14 protein-coding genes are annotated in these 18,036 nt (G+C 50.2%); 13 read left to right on the forward strand and 1 reads right to left on the reverse strand.

The features are described from left to right. Window positions 1-93: 93 nt before the first annotated feature. Window positions 94-663: a GNAT family N-acetyltransferase gene (locus D7Z26_RS17375; protein ID WP_120978256.1), complete on the forward strand. Its 570-nt coding sequence runs from the start codon at window positions 94-96 to the stop codon at window positions 661-663. A gap of 62 nt (window positions 664-725) precedes the next feature. Here the strand turns inward: D7Z26_RS17375 and D7Z26_RS17380 are convergent, their stop codons facing one another. Continuing rightward, window positions 726-1,625, reverse strand: coding sequence for a MerR family transcriptional regulator (locus D7Z26_RS17380; protein ID WP_120978257.1), 900 nt, complete (start codon window positions 1,623-1,625; stop codon window positions 726-728). Window positions 1,626-1,772: 147 nt separating this feature from the next. On the opposite strand from D7Z26_RS17380, the gene D7Z26_RS17385 reads away from it, so the two are divergent. From D7Z26_RS17385 to D7Z26_RS17440, 12 genes are all read left to right on the forward strand, one after another. Continuing rightward, on the forward strand, window positions 1,773-2,702 hold the full coding sequence (locus D7Z26_RS17385; protein ID WP_120978258.1) for a methyl-accepting chemotaxis protein: 930 nt from the start codon (window positions 1,773-1,775) through the stop codon (window positions 2,700-2,702). A 145-nt stretch (window positions 2,703-2,847) separates the two neighbouring features. Further along, window positions 2,848-3,597: a cysteine hydrolase gene (locus D7Z26_RS17390; protein WP_233566998.1), complete on the forward strand. Its 750-nt coding sequence runs from the start codon at window positions 2,848-2,850 to the stop codon at window positions 3,595-3,597. Window positions 3,598-3,783: 186 nt separating this feature from the next. Continuing rightward, window positions 3,784-6,912, forward strand: coding sequence for a discoidin domain-containing protein (locus D7Z26_RS17395; RefSeq protein WP_120978260.1), 3,129 nt, complete (start codon window positions 3,784-3,786; stop codon window positions 6,910-6,912). Window positions 6,913-7,070: 158 nt separating this feature from the next. Then, window positions 7,071-7,676: a hypothetical protein gene (locus D7Z26_RS17400; protein ID WP_120978261.1), complete on the forward strand. Its 606-nt coding sequence runs from the start codon at window positions 7,071-7,073 to the stop codon at window positions 7,674-7,676. Then, window positions 7,673-8,413 carry an S-layer homology domain-containing protein gene (locus D7Z26_RS17405; protein ID WP_120978262.1) on the forward strand — a complete coding sequence of 247 codons (741 nt, stop codon included), beginning with the start codon at window positions 7,673-7,675 and terminating at the stop codon, window positions 8,411-8,413. Before D7Z26_RS17400 ends, D7Z26_RS17405 begins: the two co-directional genes overlap by 4 nt. Window positions 8,414-8,688: 275 nt before the next feature. Continuing rightward, complete coding sequence (locus tag D7Z26_RS17410; protein ID WP_120978263.1) at window positions 8,689-10,413, forward strand: methyl-accepting chemotaxis protein; 1,725 nt, start codon at window positions 8,689-8,691, stop codon at window positions 10,411-10,413. Window positions 10,414-10,443: 30 nt separating this feature from the next. Beyond that, on the forward strand, window positions 10,444-11,370 hold the full coding sequence (locus D7Z26_RS17415) for an HD-GYP domain-containing protein (RefSeq protein WP_120978264.1): 927 nt from the start codon (window positions 10,444-10,446) through the stop codon (window positions 11,368-11,370). A gap of 144 nt (window positions 11,371-11,514) precedes the next feature. Then, the gene (locus D7Z26_RS17420) at window positions 11,515-12,600 is read left to right on the forward strand and encodes a response regulator (protein ID WP_120978265.1); all 1,086 of its coding nucleotides are present in this window, start codon (window positions 11,515-11,517) and stop codon (window positions 12,598-12,600) included. Continuing rightward, a complete protein-coding gene (locus D7Z26_RS17425) occupies window positions 12,597-14,378 on the forward strand; it encodes a sensor histidine kinase (RefSeq protein WP_120978266.1) in 1,782 nt (593 codons plus the stop codon). The genes D7Z26_RS17420 and D7Z26_RS17425 overlap by 4 nt, the downstream gene beginning before the upstream one ends. Before the next feature lie 97 nt (window positions 14,379-14,475). Then, window positions 14,476-15,807 (forward strand): ABC transporter substrate-binding protein, encoded by a 1,332-nt coding sequence (locus D7Z26_RS17430; protein ID WP_120978267.1) that lies wholly within the window; start codon window positions 14,476-14,478, stop codon window positions 15,805-15,807. Window positions 15,808-16,262: 455 nt separating this feature from the next. Further along, a complete protein-coding gene (locus D7Z26_RS17435; RefSeq protein ID WP_233567000.1) occupies window positions 16,263-17,186 on the forward strand; it encodes a carbohydrate ABC transporter permease in 924 nt (307 codons plus the stop codon). Beyond that, complete coding sequence (locus D7Z26_RS17440) at window positions 17,183-18,013, forward strand: carbohydrate ABC transporter permease (RefSeq protein WP_120978268.1); 831 nt, start codon at window positions 17,183-17,185, stop codon at window positions 18,011-18,013. The genes D7Z26_RS17435 and D7Z26_RS17440 overlap by 4 nt, the downstream gene beginning before the upstream one ends. The last annotated feature ends 23 nt before the right edge of the window (window positions 18,014-18,036 follow it).

Genomic DNA, 18,036 nt, shown 5'->3' on the forward strand with positions numbered 1-18,036 from the left:
AACGCTGGAATAAGCACCGTATTATTATATACTATCTATGTAAGATGGGCTTTCTTTCGGATATGAAAATATATTGGAAACGGCGAGGGTAATATGGATAATATAACGATTGAATGGGTGACGGACGGAAACATCGAGCAATGCAGGGAGTTATGCAATGAATTAATGGCATTCCAGAAGTCGAAGGCGACGATCGCGCCGGACATATTCGATAGGATGAATTTCGATACAAGAATGAAACGGAGCTATGAGAGCGCGTTAGAAAGTCAAGTTATCGTCGTTAAGGACAAAGGTATTCCTGTCGGATACGTTTTCTCTTCTATAGATAGAGTCGAAAATAAGAAAGTCTCCTATCCGGACTGGGCCCCCTCGAAGGATCCCGAGACGAGCAAGGGATTTTATCCGGACTGGGATGCTCTTCCCGACAAGATCGGCTGCTTAAACAACTTATATTTGCGCGATGAATATCGTGCCATGGGACTCGGCTCCAAACTATTCGCGCTGTCCATGGAGTGGCTGGAGAGTTTCCCGGACGCGGACCTCGTCTTTATCTATGTCTCTAATGGCAACGATGAGGCCTACGATTTTTACCTCAGTCGAGGTTTCACCTTTAGCCATGACGTATTTGGCGGCTTTATTAAAGCCCTCTATAAGTATAAATAAGGTCATTCCCTAGACAAAACACCCTGTAGGAGTTATCCGACAGGGTGTTTTGCGTGAAGAAACTATCCCTTATGAACCGCGCATTGATACCAATCTTCCCAATCGCCGTCATCCGGGTAATAAATATTCGGATTCGGAAGCGGCCTTTTCCCCGTCGCAAAAGCCGGTCCTCCGAGAACGAATCCCAGATGGGGCATCTCCAGAAGGGTGGTTTCAATCCAATCCGTTAAGGCCTCGAGGTGCTGGGAGTCGGTAACCGATACCGTGACGAACGAGATCTTCTTCATCCCGATGAGCTGCGGCAATCCGTCAAGAGGGGTACTCGGTCCGAGGTAGATCACATCGACGCCTTTTTTCTTCAAGAAGATACAGAAGTGCATGAGACCGATCTGGTGATATTCTCCTTCGGGGCAGAAGGCAAGCATTCGCGGAAGCCGATCATCGATCGGAAGAACTCTAAAAAACTGGGAGAATCGCTGAATGATCAATTGGGATGCAAAATGCTCCTGGAGCACCGAGAGTTTACCGCACTCCCATTCGGCGCCTATTCGGTACATAGCGGGCATGAGAATATGGCTAAATACGATCTCGAAATCATACAAAGAGAAGGCGAGGTCAATGATCTCGTTAGCCTTCAAGGTGTTATAGGAGATCAACTGCTCGTACAGTCTGTCTATCATATCCTCATGCGCTCTACCGGCAGTAAAGCTTGTAACAGTTTTCTTTCCCGCATTCTCCTTGGATGTCGAATGCCTGAGCATCCGAACGGCCTCGCTAATCTTAACCCCGTTCTGTTCGATCTGCTGCTTCAGGAATTTGAGTTTGTTAATGTCGTCCTCGCTAAAAAAGCGATGGCCGCCTTCGCTGCGATGAGGGGCAATGATGCGGTATCGGTTCTCCCAAGCCCGAATCGTGACTACGGGAATGCCGAGAATGTCCGAAACCTTTTTAATGCTGTACATGTCGTTTCCCCCTTAACGCCATTATACCTAAACTATACGGTATGACTATCCTGAATTTCCTTGCATATTTTGTATAGACTTTGTACAATCTTTGGTGAATGCTATACATAATTTACACACAAAATGGATATAGAGGGAGATTTATAAATGCAGGCGGAACAAATAAGAACTTATTCGACTACCCAAGTCCTCAATCAGGGCGAAGTTCTTACGGCTATCGAGCAGTCGCTCGCGATGATCGAATTCGATGCTCATGGATGCGTGTTATGGGTCAACGATCATTTCGCGAACGCGATGGGTTACCGCATCGAAGAGATGCCGGGTATGTTGCATAGGCAGTTCTGCGATGAGAAATATGCGAGCGGCGAGGAGTACAAGAAGCTTTGGGAAGGGTTGCGCAGCGGCAAGGCGTTCCAGGATAAAATATCGAGAATTACCAAGGATGGCCGTTCCATTCGGCTTGAAGCTACCTATATGCCGGTTCTGGACGGAGAGGGTCGCGTGCATTCCATCCTTAAGATCGCTACGGATATTAACGCTCGCGAACAAGCCACCGATAAGATCACGGGGGAATTGCTGCAGATGTCCGAGCAACTGCTCAATCGTGCGAAGGAAGGAATCGCTCGCAGCCACGAGGTCGAATTCGCCATTCGGAAAGTGGTTGAAGGGGCCAACGAGAACATAACCGTTCTTGGGCTGCTTGAACGTCAAACCGACCTGATTCGCGGCATGGTTCAGACGATTCGCGACGTTGCGTCGCAGACCAGCCTTCTGGCTCTGAACGCGGCGATCGAAGCCGCGCATGCGGGCGAGCACGGACGCGGCTTTAACGTGGTCGCGGGAGAAGTTCGCAAGCTGGCCGGACAAGTTCAAGACGCGACTAAGGAAGTGAACGGCTACGTCGAGGGAATCGTCGCCCAGGTACAAGAGATTTCCAGGGGGACGAGAAATTCGCAGGCCGTGGTGACCGAGAGCCAGCAGCGAATTCAATTGGCGGTCAATGAATTCTTAAGTATCGAAGAAGCCGCGCTCCAACTGGATACTCAGGCCAAGGAGCTTAAAGAGGCGATGCAATAATATAGCTTTATGAACGGTCCCATACATCGCAACTTACAGCCCTAGCAAGTCGGGGCTGTTTTTTATTTTGTATTTGCTGCGTGGATAATCCATTAGAGTAATTCTCACAATAGGCATATGCCTTTACCAATGAAAGGGGATTTGCTTGAGAAAAACTCTACTGTATTTCGTTATGCTTGCGTTACTTGTCCCTGTTCATCTTCATAGTTATGCGGCCGGACTTGCAGCGCCGCCTCCATCGCCGGGAATAAAGGTGGAGCCGAACAAAACCGCCCTGGTGATCACGGATCCGCAAAACGACTTTTTGAGCCCGAAAGGCGTAGCATGGAATCTCGTAAAAGACAGCGTAGCCGAAAACCATACGATCGAGAACATCGAGTTGCTGTTAAAAACGGCAAAGGATAAGAAGTTCAAAGTGTTTATCTCGCCGCATTACTATTATCCGTATGACCAAACCTGGTTGTTCGGGGGAGCCATGGAGCATCTGATGCACGACATCAAAATGTATCAACGCAAAGGACCGTTATCGCTAGAAGGTTTCCGAGGTTCGGGAGCCGATTTTCTGGAAAGGTATAAACCCTATATTGAAGACGGTCAAACGATCATCGTAAGCCCGCATAAAATTTTCGGGCCCGAAGCCAATGATTTGGGTTTGCAGATGAGAAAGCAAGGGATCAGTAGCGTCATTCTTGCGGGCATGTCCGGGAACTTATGCGTTGAATCGCATATGCGCGAACTAATCGAGCAGGGATTCGAAGTCGCCGTCGTTCACGATGCCACGGGCTCCGCCCGCATGAAAGGTTTGGACGGGGATCAGGCCGCAAAAGTAAATTTCCGGATGATTGCCAGCGCTTCTTGGTCCACGGCCGAGACGATCGATAAAATGAAGAAATAATCTTAGGCCACCCGCCGATTGGGTGGCCTTTTGTCACAATCCTAGCCTTATAGGTCATCAACTTAGTAGTTATTTTCGAGAAAACATATCTAAAATGGAATGGATGAGCGATTCTTTGGCTCCCTACGCGGGAAGGAGGACGAGTGAGTTTACCATTCAAAAATCTAAAATAACGGAGGTAATCACATGTTAAAACAGGTAAAGGTCAACAGGTTCTTGGCTTATTTGCTCGTACTGTCCATACTGGCGCTTCAAGTCTCTTTCACGGCCGTCGTATCGGCCGCATCTCAGACTTACGAGGCCGAATCCGCAGTTCGTTCAGGCGGAGCCGTAGTCGCTTCCGATCATACGGGGTACTCCGGAACAGGTTTTGTGGGCGGGTATGTGGACGCGAATAAAGGAAGCGCTTCGACCGCGTTTTCTGTAAGCGCTTCCTCCGCAGGCAGCTATACAACCGTATTAAGATACGCGAACGGTACCGGCGCAACCCAAACGTTAAGTCTATACGTTAACGGAACGAAACTGAAACAGATCTCGCTTCCGGCGACCGCAGACTGGAATACCTGGGCCACGGAGACGGAGACCGTCGCATTAAATTCAGGCAGCAATACGATAACTTACAAATTCGATACTACGGATACGGGAAACGTAAATCTGGATAAGATTACTCTGGACATATCCTTAGGTACGAATCTGGCATTGAGTAAAGCAATAAGCGCGAACAATACGTATTCCGGCTTCCCTGCCGCCAATGCGGTTGACGGTAATGCTTCAAGCTATTATGAAGGCGCGGCTAATTCTTATCCCAATACGCTGACCGTAGATCTTGGAAGCGCGCAAAATATCGGAACCGTAGTCCTTAAGCTTCCTGCTTCTTGGGGATCGAGAACTCAGACGCTCTCCGTATTGGGAAGTACCAATAACACGACCTACAATACGCTTATTGCTTCGCAGGCCTATACGTTTAATCCAACCTCCGATAATACGGTCACCCTTACGTTTACGGCGGCCTCCGCAAGGTACGTAAGAGTGAATGTCACGGCCAATACCGGTTCGACTGCAGGTCAGGTAGCCGAATTCGAAGTATACGGTTCCGGCACGGCTACTCCTACACCAACGCCGACGCCAACCCCAACCCCAACGCCGACACCGACACCGACACCAACCCCAACGCCGACACCGACACCGGCAGGAACCTATGAGGCTGAAGCAGCAACGTTAGCTGGAGGCGCTGTCGTTGCTAACGATCACGCCGGCTATAGCGGAACGGGCTTTGTCGGCGGATTTACGGATACCAACAAGGGGAACGCCTCCGCGAAATTTAACGTAAGCGTAGCCGCCGCGAATAACTATTACGTAACTTTAAGGTATGCCAACGGTTCTACCGCAACGCAAACGCTAAGCCTATACGTGAATGGAACAAAAGTAAACCAGACTTCGCTTATCGCGACTTCGAATTGGGACACTTGGACGACTAAGGTGGATACGGTAGCCTTAAATGCCGGCAGTAATACGATTATGTACAAATACGACACGACGGACACCGGGAACGTAAATCTGGACAAAATCGATCTGGCGCCGGTCCCCGCGCCAACGCCAACTCCGGCGCCGACGCCGACGCCATCCCCGGGATCTTATGGAGCAACGATGCCTTATGACACTTATGAAGCAGAAGACGTAACCTATACGGGTACAATCGTCGGCCCTTCCACTACGGCCGGGAACTTAGCTTCGGAAGCTTCGGGGAGAAAAGCGGTAAAGCTGACGGCCGCGGGACAATATGTTCAATTTACTTTGGCTAAAGCCGCGCAAGGCGTAACGATTAGATATTCCATACCGGATAACGCCGCCGGTACGGGAATCGATTCGGCAATCAGCATGTATATCGGCGGAACGTTGTACAAAGATATTAATCTAACGTCCAAATACAGTTGGAATTATGGGGAATGGGGCACGGAAGGCGATCAAATTCGCTGGTCCAACAACCCGAACGCCGTCTCTACGACTCCGCATCGCATGTACGATGAAGTGTCGGTCGTTCTCGATAAGCAGTATGCCGCCGGAACGGTCATCAAGCTTCAAAGAAATGCTTCTAACCTTAATTTTAGTTCAACGGCAAGCGTTACCGTCGATTTAATCGAAACGGAAACCATCCCCGCAGCTTTAACGATGCCGGCCAACTATGTTTCCATAACAAGCTATGGCGCGGTAGCTAACGATGGCATCGATGATACGACTGCCATTAACAATGCGATAAATGCGGTTAAAAATTCCGGCGGAACGTATAAAGGCGTATGGATTCCCGCAGGCACCTTTAACTTAAACAATGGGAATAGAGGCGCCGGTTACGATGGAAGCGGGACTAGACTTTATCTGGATAGCGGCGTATCCATGAAAGGCGCGGGCATTTGGTATTCGACGCTATCGGGTAACTATGCGGGCATTTATTTGAGAGGCGGGAACGTGACCCTGTCCGACTTCAAGATAAGCGCGAACGATCTGATCAGAGACGATTACAATGGCGTATCCGGCGTTGAGGGCAACGGAACCAACTCGACCTTGTCCAACCTTTGGATCGAGCATGCCAAAGTCGGCTTCTGGCTGACCAATCAGACGAATGCCGCAACGATATCTGGAACTAGAGTAAGGAACGTATGGGCGGATGGAATAAACCTCCACTACGGTACTACCAATACGACGGTGACCAATAACTCCATTCGCAACAGCGGCGACGACGGTTTGGCCATGTGGTCGGACACTTATCTGGATACGAATAATACGTTCAGCTACAATACGGTACAAATTCCTACGCTCGCGAATAACATCGCAATCTACGGAGGTAAAGACAACAAGGTTATTGGGAACCTGCTCACGGATACCGTACTAAGCGGTTCGGGGATTTCCTTCGGAACCAACTTTAATCCTCCATCGATGACGGGCACCTTGACGGTGCAAAATAACATGCTTCTAAGAGCAGGTTCCGCCCATCGGGATTACGGCTATCAGATCGGCGCGATTTGGGCTTATTGGTTAGCTAACAACGGCAAAGCTCAGAACCTTGCCGTAACGGTATCGGGCAATACCATTCAAGACAGCACCTATTCGGGCATCTTTATCGAAGAGCCGGCACCCGGCATATCGGTCACCTATGCATCCAATTCCATTATTAATGCCGGAACCTATGGGGTATACGTTAGAGGAACGGCAACCGGAAGTTCAATCTTTAATAACAATACGGTGACAGGTGCGCCGTCGGGCAAGTTCTTGAACGCTTCGCCTAACTTTACGACTTCAGGTGCGGGTAACAATTGGTAGACGCAACAACGCGAATAAGAAGGAGCCGCCCTCTAATGAGCTTAATCATTAGACTGGGCGGCTCCTTTTTCCAAGACGCCTTAATAATTTGCAGGAATTGGAAGGTGGCGAGAGAATACGTATAGGGATCTATTTTAGCCGATAAGGAGTTTATTATCATGAGAAGGAACTACAGTATCGTCACGATTTGCGCGCTCGTGTTCTACGGCTTACTTTGCCTAACTACGGTTTCTGCCGAAGGAAAGAGCCTGACCGACGATTCGGGCAAGCTACAATACGACTTTGACGAAGTTAAAGTTCAATATGCCGCCGAGTTTCTCGCTTACCCTGTCGATAGCCCGGAAAACAATGACTCTCAGCCGATTCACGTCTTATACGGGGTCGTCATCTTAGGGACAGCGGGCGGAATGAAAGAAGAATTCATTCGAGTCGATGAGGGGACTTCGTTTGCGCGAGGGTTGTCTAATGGATTTTCCTGGGATAATTATGCGGACGCTAACCAGGATAAGATATTTTCCACGGAGTTTGTTACAGGCAAAACCTTAGAAGGAAACAGCGTTGTCAAAGATTACTCCGGAGGCTGGAAAACGATTAAACTGACGCGCACGGTCGATCGGGCCGGAAGCATGAGCAATATTTCCATGCGCTTTAGCTGGGACTTAAACGGAGCTTCCGATCCTTTTTTCGAAGAGTTGGCAGGCAAAGTTTATGTTGTCGATCCTAGTAGCATGAAGTACGTAGGGCAGCAGGAGGTAGGACCTTGAGATATTTACCCCTCCTGAACAGAAGGAATATTGTGCTGGCCGCGTTCGTCTTGGCGTTGCTCCTTACCAAATCAATGGTCTTCGGAGCCAATGAGATTATGAATCAACAAAAAGCGGATACGTTAAAGGCAATGCGGCTATTCCAGGGTACGAACGACGGTTATGAGCTGGATAAAGCTTTTACAAGAGCTCAAGGATCCGTCATGCTCATTCGATTGCTCGGTTGGGAAGACAAGGCGAAGACGGCCGGCGGAAAACCGGCTTTTACCGACGTTAAGAAGTCACATTGGGCCGCTGCGTTTATCGCGTATGCGAATAGTAAGGGGCTAGTAAGAGGAATTTCGAATTCCCAATTCGCTCCGGAAGAAACGATGAGCGGAGCTCAATTTATCGCGCTGACTTTACGGGCGCTAGGGTATAGTCAAGCAGAACCCGCCAATGCGATGGAGTTAGCGGTGAAAAGCGGATTGTTGGACGGCAAGGATGCCAAGCTGCTGACCGAGAAAAAGCCATTTCTACGCGACGATATGGTAGCCGTTGCTTATGGCGCCCTAACTACGAAGATGAACAATAGCGACAAAACATTGCTGCAAAAGTTAGTAGAAGACGACCGTTCCGTAAATAAACAATCAGCGCTCGACTCGGGATTGTACAAAGAAAAAACTACGGAGCCCCTTAGATCGAACGATCCTCTGGATCAAATCGAGTATGCTATTCGCAAGGCTCTAAACCCTTAATTTAGAGGTTCGGGAATGTAGACGGATAGCAATTACGGCGTCCTTTAGGCGATTTTTCCTAAAGGGCGTTTTTCTGCATGGAAAATTGCGAAATTTGTCGAAAAAAGTCAAAGAATGGGGTTGTATAGAGGGTGGGGCTTCTATATCATAGTGTCTATAAGAGGTTGTCAATACTAAAATATTTCCTGTCGATCTCCTCTTAGTTCCCTGGAATGGGGGCTTTTTCTGCAAAATCCGAAACGTTGTGGAAGAAAATAAAAAACGGGGTGATCTTCATGGATTTATCGAATAAATACAAGTTGATCGGGAAATTGACGATCGGCAAAAAATTAGTGGGTTCGTTCTTAGTTATTGCCGTGCTCTTGGCGATAACCGGTGGGATAGCTTCATACTACCTGAAGAAAATCGACGTCTCGAGTACCGATTTAATTGAGAGGCGTGCCGTGATTTTATCCAACATGCTCAAAATCCAAGTTGAAGTCTCAAAAGAAAGCAGCTCCTTGCGAGGATATATCATTAACCAGGATGCGGACTTCCTGGAACGATTAAATAGAGCCTATGATAACGCAACCCGTTTAATCGAAGAAACCCATGAATTAGCCCGAATTGCCGAGTTTAAAGAACAGCTGCACGAGCTCGAAGCAAAAAACCAAGAGTTCAAACAAAAATACGAGCAACTGATAGGGATGATTCAAGAGCATCAGTCCGTAACCCGAACGACGGAATACTTCATGAGCGAAGTATTGCCGTTAGGAAGGCAACTTGATCCGATTGCGGACAAGCTTGCGGAATATCAATTGAATTCAATGAACGAAGCGAGCAAGAAGAACAATACGATCGTCGATACGGCCGTCACGAACGTGGCTACATTGACTATTCTCGCCTTTATTTTAGCGATAGCGATCGGCTACTTCATTTCGCGGGTAATATCCAAACCCATTGTAGCCATAGCTGAGGTCGCGGAGCGGATCGCATCGGGCGACTTGACGGCGAAAGACGTCACTTTGAAAAGAAAAGACGAAATCGGTTTGTTAGCGGTATCGTTTAAGCAGATGACGGATAATCTACGGAATTTGGTTCGACAAATTAGCATGAGTTCCGAACACGTCGCTTCATCTTCGGAGGAACTAACGGCAAGCGCGGAACAATCCAGCCAGACCTCGGAAACCATAACGTTGAACATCCAGGGCGTGACCGGAAACGCGGAAATGCAATCGCAGAACGTGGGCGAAAGCGTACAGGCCATGAACGAGATGTCTTCCGGCGTACAACAAATTGCTTCGAACGCGCTAATGACGTCAGCTCTCTCCATAGAAACCGCCCAAAAAGCGATGGAAGGAAATCAAACCATACAATTAACGGTTAAGCAGATGGACGCGATTCATCAAACGATGAACCATTTGGCGAAGGCCGTAACCGAAATGGAACAGCGTTCGGATGAAATCGAGCAAATGGTGGAGCTCATATCGGAGATCGCGGCGCAAACGAATCTATTATCATTAAACGCTGCGATCGAAGCTGCCAGAGCGGGAGAACAAGGACACGGGTTTGCCGTAGTCGCGACCGAAGTTCGGAAACTGGCGGAGCAATCGGCTCAGTCGGCGGGACAAATCGCTGAGGTAGTGGCAACGATTAAGAATAGTACGCAGCTGGTGGTTAAGTCGACGGAACTAGGAGTTAAAGAGGTATCCGAAGGAATTCAAGCCGTCCATGCGGCGGGCAAATTATTCGGAGAAATCAAGATCAACATAGACGAGGTTTCGGACCAAGTCCAGGAAATATCGGCGGCTTCCCAGCAAATATCCGCGAGTACGGAACAAGTGGTCCATTCCATCGAGAACATTTCGGAAGGGTCTAAGAATGTAGCGGAAGAGTCGAAGAAAATAGCGGCATCTACGGAAGAACAACTGGCTTCGATGGAAGAGATCGCATCCTCGGCTTCTTCCTTGTCTAGAATGGCGGAAGAACTGCGGGATATCGTCGCTCGATTCAAAGTATAAACCAGACGTCAAACCTAAGGAACGATCGGGATGTCAAACCTAAGGAACAATCGATTCGTTTACACTGCCCTATATTGCGTTTTTTTGATTATTACGATATGGATCGACGGAGACCTCTACCGCGACAAAAATCTAATGGGATTGTATCTTCTTAACATTATTTTCGCGGGTATCGTATTCTGGAGGAACCTATTCGTTCAAGTCTTAATCGCCGCTATCCTGACAAGCCTTTACTATTATTTTGCGCCTTTCGATTCTCCGCACATTCTCGTCATTATTTTTCAAGGCCTGACGTATTGCTTGGCTATTATAGGCGTATCGATCGCGATTAAATATTATAAGAGGGAAAAGGAAAATACGCTGAACTTAACCCTCGCGCTCGCGAAATCCTTGGATTCAAGGGATCCTTATACGGCCAGCCATTCGGAGAACGTGGCTTATTATGCCTTATGTGTAGCGAAAGCAATGCGATTATCGAATAAGCGATGCGACGATATTCACACCGGTGGCTTACTGCATGATATCGGGAAAATAGGGGTCGGCGAATCGATCCTATCGAAAACTTCGAAATTGACGGATGAAGAATTCGAGAGAATCCGGCAACATCCGATTATCGGGTACGAAATGGTCAAGCATATCTCTCAATTTCGGAAAAACGGAATCCTGGACATGATTTTATATCATCATGAACGTTATGACGGGAAGGGATATCCAAAAGGGCTGAAGGCGGAGGAGATTCCCTTGGCTGCGCGTATTATGGCGGTTGCCGATTCCTTTGATGCGATGACTTCGAGACGCGTCTATCGCCCGCAGACCGATATCAACTACGCGATTGCTGAAATCCGCAAAAATAAGGGAGCGCAATTCGACCCTGAAATCGCCGAAATATTTATCGAAATCGTAGAGAAAGGAGAGAACGAGGTTCTCTCCAGATGTCTCGATTGCGTTGCCGAGTAACCTGGAATCAGAGGACTTAGACGAAGAAACGGTACCCCCCGGGTGCCGTTTTTTCTTGTGCTCTTCCAAGAACGGGCTATAACTTTCGTGGGCTTTGTTGTATCTTAAACCTTAATACATCGTATACCGGGGAGCGGAGCACCAATGGTTAAAATACTAATCGCCGAGGATGAGATCAGGGTCCGTGAAGGGCTGGCGAATTTTATTCATGAACTCGGCGAGCCTTATCGGCTTGTCGGCACCGCGGCGAACGGGGAAGAAGCGCTCGCCCTTATGGAAACGGAAGTTCCGCATATTCTCGTGACGGATATTCGCATGCCGAGAATGGACGGGCTGGCACTGCTGGAGCGAGTGAAGCGCGACTATCCGTCCGTTGTGGCCGTCATTCTAAGCGGGTATGCGGATTTTGAATACGCCCGCCAAGCGATTCGGTTCGATGTGTCGGATTACTTGTTGAAGCCGCTTCGGAAGGACAAGCTCGAGGAGACGCTCGGAAGGCTTGCCGCCGAATCCCTGCAACTACCTGACGCTTACAGGCAAATGCTTCATCCTCAGCACAAGTGGGACATGCCGCTCATGCGCTTAGAGTCGAAGCTGCTGGAAAGCCTGGAGATCGGAGATTCGTTAGGCTTGGAACAATGGGGAAGCCGGTTCCTCTCGGAAGTTCGGGGAAGGGCGGGAGGGAGCGTCGTTCGCGTCATTCCGTTTTTGACCGACTTTGCGGTGTCGCTCCGCAAACGATTGAGCGTAATCGAGGGGATGGAGGAGCAGACGGAGATCTTCGTGAACGCGATCGCGGAAGCGCTTCAACCAGAAGCCGAGCTTGGGCAATTGGAAGCGGGCGTGATGAAAGCCCTTAAGGATTGTTCGAATACGGTCAGCCTCGTCAGGAGAAACCTTTCGCCTAATATCCTTCTTCAATTCCGCAAAATACTAGAGGAAAATTACAGACGCGAGATTACGCTGCAAGAGATCGCGCAAGCGATCGGCGTATCGCAAGGGCATCTCAGCCGGATGGTAAGCAAGGAATTGGGCAATACCTTCACCGATTATCTCATGGCGCTTCGAATGGACAAAGCCGGGGAAATCCTCAAGATGACCGAACTGAAGGTCATGGACGTAGCGAAGAGAGTCGGCTACGACAACCCGGAATACTTTACCCGCCTGTTCAAAAGGCATTTCGGAAAGACGCCTCTGGAATACAGATCGCTTCCTAAGGGGGAATCATGAGGTTGGGCTTCCGTTCGATCTATGCGCGCATACTGACGTCCCTGCTTGTTTTGACTCTGCTCCCGCTGTTCGGCGTGGGCTTTTTCGTATACTTACGGTCGGCCACGATTCTGGAGAGCAAGATTACCGATTCTACGCTTCAGACGCTTGTCCAAGCGCAGTCCCGGCTGGACGGGTTCGTGACCGAAGCCGCCACCGTTGCCGATACGATCGCCAATTACCCCGATTTTCAGAAGCTAATGGACGCATCCGTCCCCGACGAGAATGCGGTCATTTATAACGGAACGCAAGAGTTCGTCCGCTTCTCTAAATTGATGACATTGACCCACCCCGATATTATCCGGATTACGATCATCGGTTCGAATTACCGACGAATAGATAGTCTCGGCAGGTATTTGCCCGCAGGGGGCAACTATGACGTCGATAAGTTCAGGAATATTCTCGAGATGAGCGATGCCGGCATTTTACCTCCCGATTCGGAGGATAAGCTGCTCGCTTACGCGCAGAACGTTTATAACGCCGAGAACGGAACCAAGATGGGAATGGTTGTCGTAGATCTCGATCTGAGTCAGATTCAGGAGTACTTGCGCCAGGTTCATCCCCTGCAGAACGGGTACTTGTTCCTTGTGGATACCGCCGGCAACTATGTCTTCCATCCCTCCTTGGAGACGGGGGTGCCATTCCGGGAGCCCTGGCCGGATTCCAAGCAGGATAGTCCTTATTTCTTCACGAATAGCCTCGACGGCCATCGAGCGCTTGTCATTCGCGGCAGCGCGGGAGAGGGGCGTTGGTCGTTGTACGGCGTCATCCCGTATTCGGATATTTCCAGTCAGATGACCGATAATCGGAATGCCATCTTAGTCGCCGGCATCGTCTTGGCGGCAGCTATTCTCGCGGTGGCCTTCTTCTTGCGTACCCAGTTGGTGAAGCCGATCCGCAAGCTTCAGGCTTCCATGTCGCTCGTCGAACGGGGGGACCTGCAGCAACGGTTCGCCTACAAAAGCAATGACGAAATCGGCAAGCTGGGCCGAAGCTTTAATCGGATGGTAGGTCGGATCGAGGAATTGATTCACGATATTTTCACGGCCAAGACGAAGGAAGCCCACGCGAAGCTGCTCCAGCAAGAAGCTCAATACGAAGCGTTGGAGGCGCGAGTGACTCCGCATTTTCTCTATAACACGTTGGACGCGGTTGGCTGGCTTGCTCGGGATAGAGGAGTAAGGGAGATCACGGCCGTCGTCGATGCCCTAGCCGGCATGCTTCGGTATAGTCTCGAACGCAGCACGCCTCTGGCGACGCTGAAGCAAGAATTCGAGCATGCTTCGCTGTACGCGGACATAATCGATTTTCGGGTAGGGGGGCAGGTGCGCTTCCGATTCGATCTGCCCATCGGACTCGAGGAGGTCCGTGTTCCGCGGTTTACGCTGCAGCCGCTTGTGGAGAATGCGGTTCAGCACGGAATAGAGCCGTTGGGCGAGGAAGCGGAAGTGGTTGTCCGCGCCTATTTGGAAGGAGATCTTGTCATGATCGAGGTCGCCGATACAGGTGCCGGGGTGGGGATTCGCGAACGGGAGGAGCTACAGGCTCGGCTCGAGGGCCTATCCGGGGGTACGTCCGTATCCTCGTCCGAAGGCATCGGCTTGCCGAACGTTCATCAGCGTTTGCGGATGAATTTCGGGGAGGATTTCGGTCTGACTTTGCTTCCGAATGCGCCGAAAGGTTTTCTGGTCAGGGTAATCGTCCCTATTAAAACGAACGGTCCGATATCAGAATCGTGAGGGTAACTCGTCATCGTTGTTGGGTATGAAGGGGAGCCTGCTTCTAGGATAATCTTCTTAGGAAGCGCTTACTTCTCATTCAATAGGAGGAAAAGAAATGAACCGAACGGTCAAATGGGGATTCACGACGTTAGCGGCGCTGGTGTTCCTAACGGGATGCAACGCGGGCTCGTCGAACAAGCAGGGCAACGGCGGAGAGAAAGCGGCCGCGAAACAGGTGAATTTGACCTTTTACTTAAACAATCAGGGCGGTCAAGAGTATCTGAATACGATGCAGACGGAAGTGATAGACACCTTCGAGGCGAAATATCCGAACGTACACATCAAGCTGACCAAGAACGCGGATCCCGAAGGCCTTGCCAAGCAACAGCTGGCGGCGGGCGGCGGCCCGGACATCGTCGCGATGAACGGCCCGTCCTCTTTGCAGGATTTCGTGTCGGCCAAGTATTTGCTACCGCTGGATAAGTACGGAGAGGAATACAAGTGGAAAGAAAGATATTATCCTTGGGCGCTCAGTTCCATGACGTCGGGCGGCAAGCCCTACGGCGTACCGGGTCCTTACGAAACGTTGGTCGTTTACTACAACAAACAAATGTTCAGCGATAACGGCTGGCAAATCCCGAACACGTACGATGAGCTAATCAACTTATGCAAGCAGATGCAAGCCAAGGATATCATTCCGTTCTCGTTCGGCAGCTCCGACTACAAAGCGGCTAACGAATGGTGGCTGTCGGTGGCGTTCAACCAAACGCTTGGCGCGGATAAGTTCAAAGAAGTGCTGAAGGGCAACGTGCCTTGGAACAGTCCGGAAGTGACGGAAGCGATCCAGAAGATGGACGACTTATGGAAGGCCGGATATATCAACGCGAAGCAGTCTCAAGCGATTACGTTGGACGATTCCATGACGCTATTCAATAGCGGCAAGACGGCCATGAAGATGGAAGGAACTTGGCTGCTAGGCACGCTGGAAGAAACGCCTCCGACGTTCGAATGGGATGTCTTCACGATGCCGGCGTGGAAAGACGGCGTTGAAGCCAACCTGCCGCTGGCATTAGGCGGAGCCTACGGCGTAAACAAGAATACGAAAAACCCCGACGAGGCGGCGGCCTTCATCGACTGGATCAACCGGTCCGAGCAAGCCAGCAAGTTTCTGAAGCTGGGTAACTTCACTCCGATCAACGACATGAAAGTCGATAACCTCGAGCCGCATGTCGAAAAAGCTTTCAAACTCTTGAACGAGGCCATGGGCAAGAAGCAGACGGGATACGCGGCGTGGATGTATTGGCCGCCGTCCATGGAAACGTACGCTTACAGCAATATCGAAACCGTATGGCTTGGCCAGACTGATCTTCAGACCTTCATGAACAAGCTTCAGGAAGCGTTCGAGCAAGACAAACAAAAGGATCGTCTGTTCAAATTCGAAGACTAACACGAGGTTTAACCGAGGGGGAGCCCGCTCTCCCTTTTTTACAAGATCAGACGAGTATAGATATCAAACTTGCTATACTCTCATCCGATCGCTCGGTGTAAAGGGATAGCGAGAGAAACGAATTGGAAAAAGTACAATTGTTTTCCCTACTCAGTCGCTTAGCAATATTTTATTGGAAAATGTACAACTATTTCTCTCGAAATGATCCATAAACGCCGTGGGTAGTGGAATTAAGTGTATTTTCTCCAACTCAGGATCGAATTTCTGCGAATGGTGTTCGATTAGCTGTATTTTTTCCACTCTTTCGATTATAGCAAGAGGGAGTCGAAGCTAGCAGCTTACCGCAGCCAACACCCGCAGTCGCCGAATCCCGGTCAAAAGATCTCATCCCCCTATTCAACGAAAGCGTTTTGCTTACTTTAAAGAAAGTCGCAGGAGCAGGAGGCTCGAAGTCTATGCAAGTAACCGCCAACGCGCGCATGGAAGCTGCGCCGGGCGTCCGGCCGCGCAAGAGGAAATGGAAGAAGGCCCTACTTCCGTGGATGTTCCTTCTTCCGGCGCTGCTGATGACGATGTTCGTCGTCATGGGCCCTACCGTCGGTACGCTGGCGCTGTCCTTGACCGACTGGGACGGAATTCGGCCGCCGCATTTCATCGGAGCCGACAATTATAAATCGTTGATGAAGGATCCGAACTTCTTCGCGGCGCTAGAGAACAATTTCAGATGGATGGCTTTGTTCTGTACGATTCCCGTCGTGTTCGGTCTTATCGTCGCTAGCGTTGTTAGCAAGGCCGGGAAAGGCCAGATGTTCTACCGGTCCGCCTTTTTCCTCCCGCAGATCGTATCGACCGTGGTCAGCGCCAAAATCTGGGCGTGGATCTACAATCCTTTCTTCGGCATTAATACGGTGCTGCAGCAATGGGGAATCCAGAACGTGCCCTTATGGCTCGGCAATCCGAAAATCGCGTTGTACTCAGTGGCGTTGGTAGACGGGTGGAGGTACTGGGGCTTCTTGATGGTATTATTCCTGTCCGCCCTTCATCAGACCGACCGCGCTCTAGAAGAAGCCGCGAAGGTGGACGGCGCAAGCAGAATTCGCATTTTCTGGCACGTCATGCTTCCTCAACTGCGTCCTACGATCTCGCTCATCTTGATGATGACGATGATCTGGTCGTTCGCCGCGTTCGATTACGTCTTCGTCATGACGAACGGCGGTCCGGGGAACGCGACGGAACTGATCGGAACTTATATGTACAAGCAAGCGTTGCAGAACCAGATGCCCGGATACGCAAGCACGATTGCGCTGGCGATGGCCTTGCTGAGCGGAATCATTATGGCACTCTTCGGCATTTTGAGAAAAAGGGGATGGGACGTATGAAGACGCGTAAACCGCGCGCCTCGGCGATCAGTCATCTCTTCTTGATCCTCGTCTTTCTGTTCGCGGTCGGGCCGCTGTTGCTCCTCGTCAATAACGCGTTGAAGCCGAAGGAAGAGTTCATGACGAAGCCCTTCGGACTTCCGAGCCGCCTGACGCTGGATAATCTGACGGCCTCTTGGACGCAAGGCCACTACGCGGAAGCTTTCCGCAATAGCATCGGCGTCGGTATCGCAACGATTGTCATCGTGTGCATGCTCGGCGGTCTCGCCGCCTATAGCCTTTCGAAGTTCGAGTTTCGCGGGCGAGGCACGGTCATGGCTTTTTTCTTGTTCGCGATGTCGGTACCGCTCGGCTTGTTCTTGGTTCCTCTGTTCTTCATGTGGCAGAAGCTCCACCTGATGGATTCGCTCGTGGGCTTAATTATCATCTACAGCGGCATTTACTTGCCCTTTAACGTGTTCTTGCTTCGCTCTTACTTTGTCGGGATTCCCCACGAGCTGGGCGAAGCCGCGAAGATTGACGGTTGCGGCGAGTTAAAGGTTTTTTCGAAGATCATCCTGCCGATTGCCGCGCCCGCCTTTTCCACGGTTGCGCTACTCGTCGGCCTGTGGACTTGGAACGAATTTTTCTTCGCCAACTCGTTTATTCAATCGGATGAGCTTCGCACGGTATCGACCCGTTACTTGACCTTCGTCGGCAGCTTCAGCTCCGACTGGAGCAAGGTATCGGCGGCGGGGCTCATTGCGGTACTACCGATGATGGCATTGTATTTGTTCCTGCAGCGCCGCTTTATCGAAGGGATGACGGAGGGCAGCATTAAAGGCTGAGTCGAATTGGAACGACATTCATT

It is taken from the genome of Cohnella endophytica (assembly GCF_003628305.1).
Lineage (GTDB): Bacteria > Bacillota > Bacilli > Paenibacillales > Paenibacillaceae > Cohnella > Cohnella endophytica.

Coding starts and splice junctions, on each gene's coding strand:
- D7Z26_RS17375 (WP_120978256.1), top strand. CDS start 94: ATGGATAATATAACGATTGAATGGGTGACGGACGGAAACATCGAGCAA.
- D7Z26_RS17380 (WP_120978257.1), bottom strand. CDS start 1,625: ATGTACAGCATTAAAAAGGTTTCGGACATTCTCGGCATTCCCGTAGTC.
- D7Z26_RS17385 (WP_120978258.1), top strand. CDS start 1,773: ATGCAGGCGGAACAAATAAGAACTTATTCGACTACCCAAGTCCTCAAT.
- D7Z26_RS17395 (WP_120978260.1), top strand. CDS start 3,784: ATGTTAAAACAGGTAAAGGTCAACAGGTTCTTGGCTTATTTGCTCGTA.
- D7Z26_RS17400 (WP_120978261.1), top strand. CDS start 7,071: ATGAGAAGGAACTACAGTATCGTCACGATTTGCGCGCTCGTGTTCTAC.
- D7Z26_RS17410 (WP_120978263.1), top strand. CDS start 8,689: ATGGATTTATCGAATAAATACAAGTTGATCGGGAAATTGACGATCGGC.
- D7Z26_RS17415 (WP_120978264.1), top strand. CDS start 10,444: ATGTCAAACCTAAGGAACAATCGATTCGTTTACACTGCCCTATATTGC.
- D7Z26_RS17420 (WP_120978265.1), top strand. CDS start 11,515: ATGGTTAAAATACTAATCGCCGAGGATGAGATCAGGGTCCGTGAAGGG.
- D7Z26_RS17425 (WP_120978266.1), top strand. CDS start 12,597: ATGAGGTTGGGCTTCCGTTCGATCTATGCGCGCATACTGACGTCCCTG.
- D7Z26_RS17430 (WP_120978267.1), top strand. CDS start 14,476: ATGAACCGAACGGTCAAATGGGGATTCACGACGTTAGCGGCGCTGGTG.
- D7Z26_RS17435 (WP_233567000.1), top strand. CDS start 16,263: ATGCAAGTAACCGCCAACGCGCGCATGGAAGCTGCGCCGGGCGTCCGG.
- D7Z26_RS17440 (WP_120978268.1), top strand. CDS start 17,183: ATGAAGACGCGTAAACCGCGCGCCTCGGCGATCAGTCATCTCTTCTTG.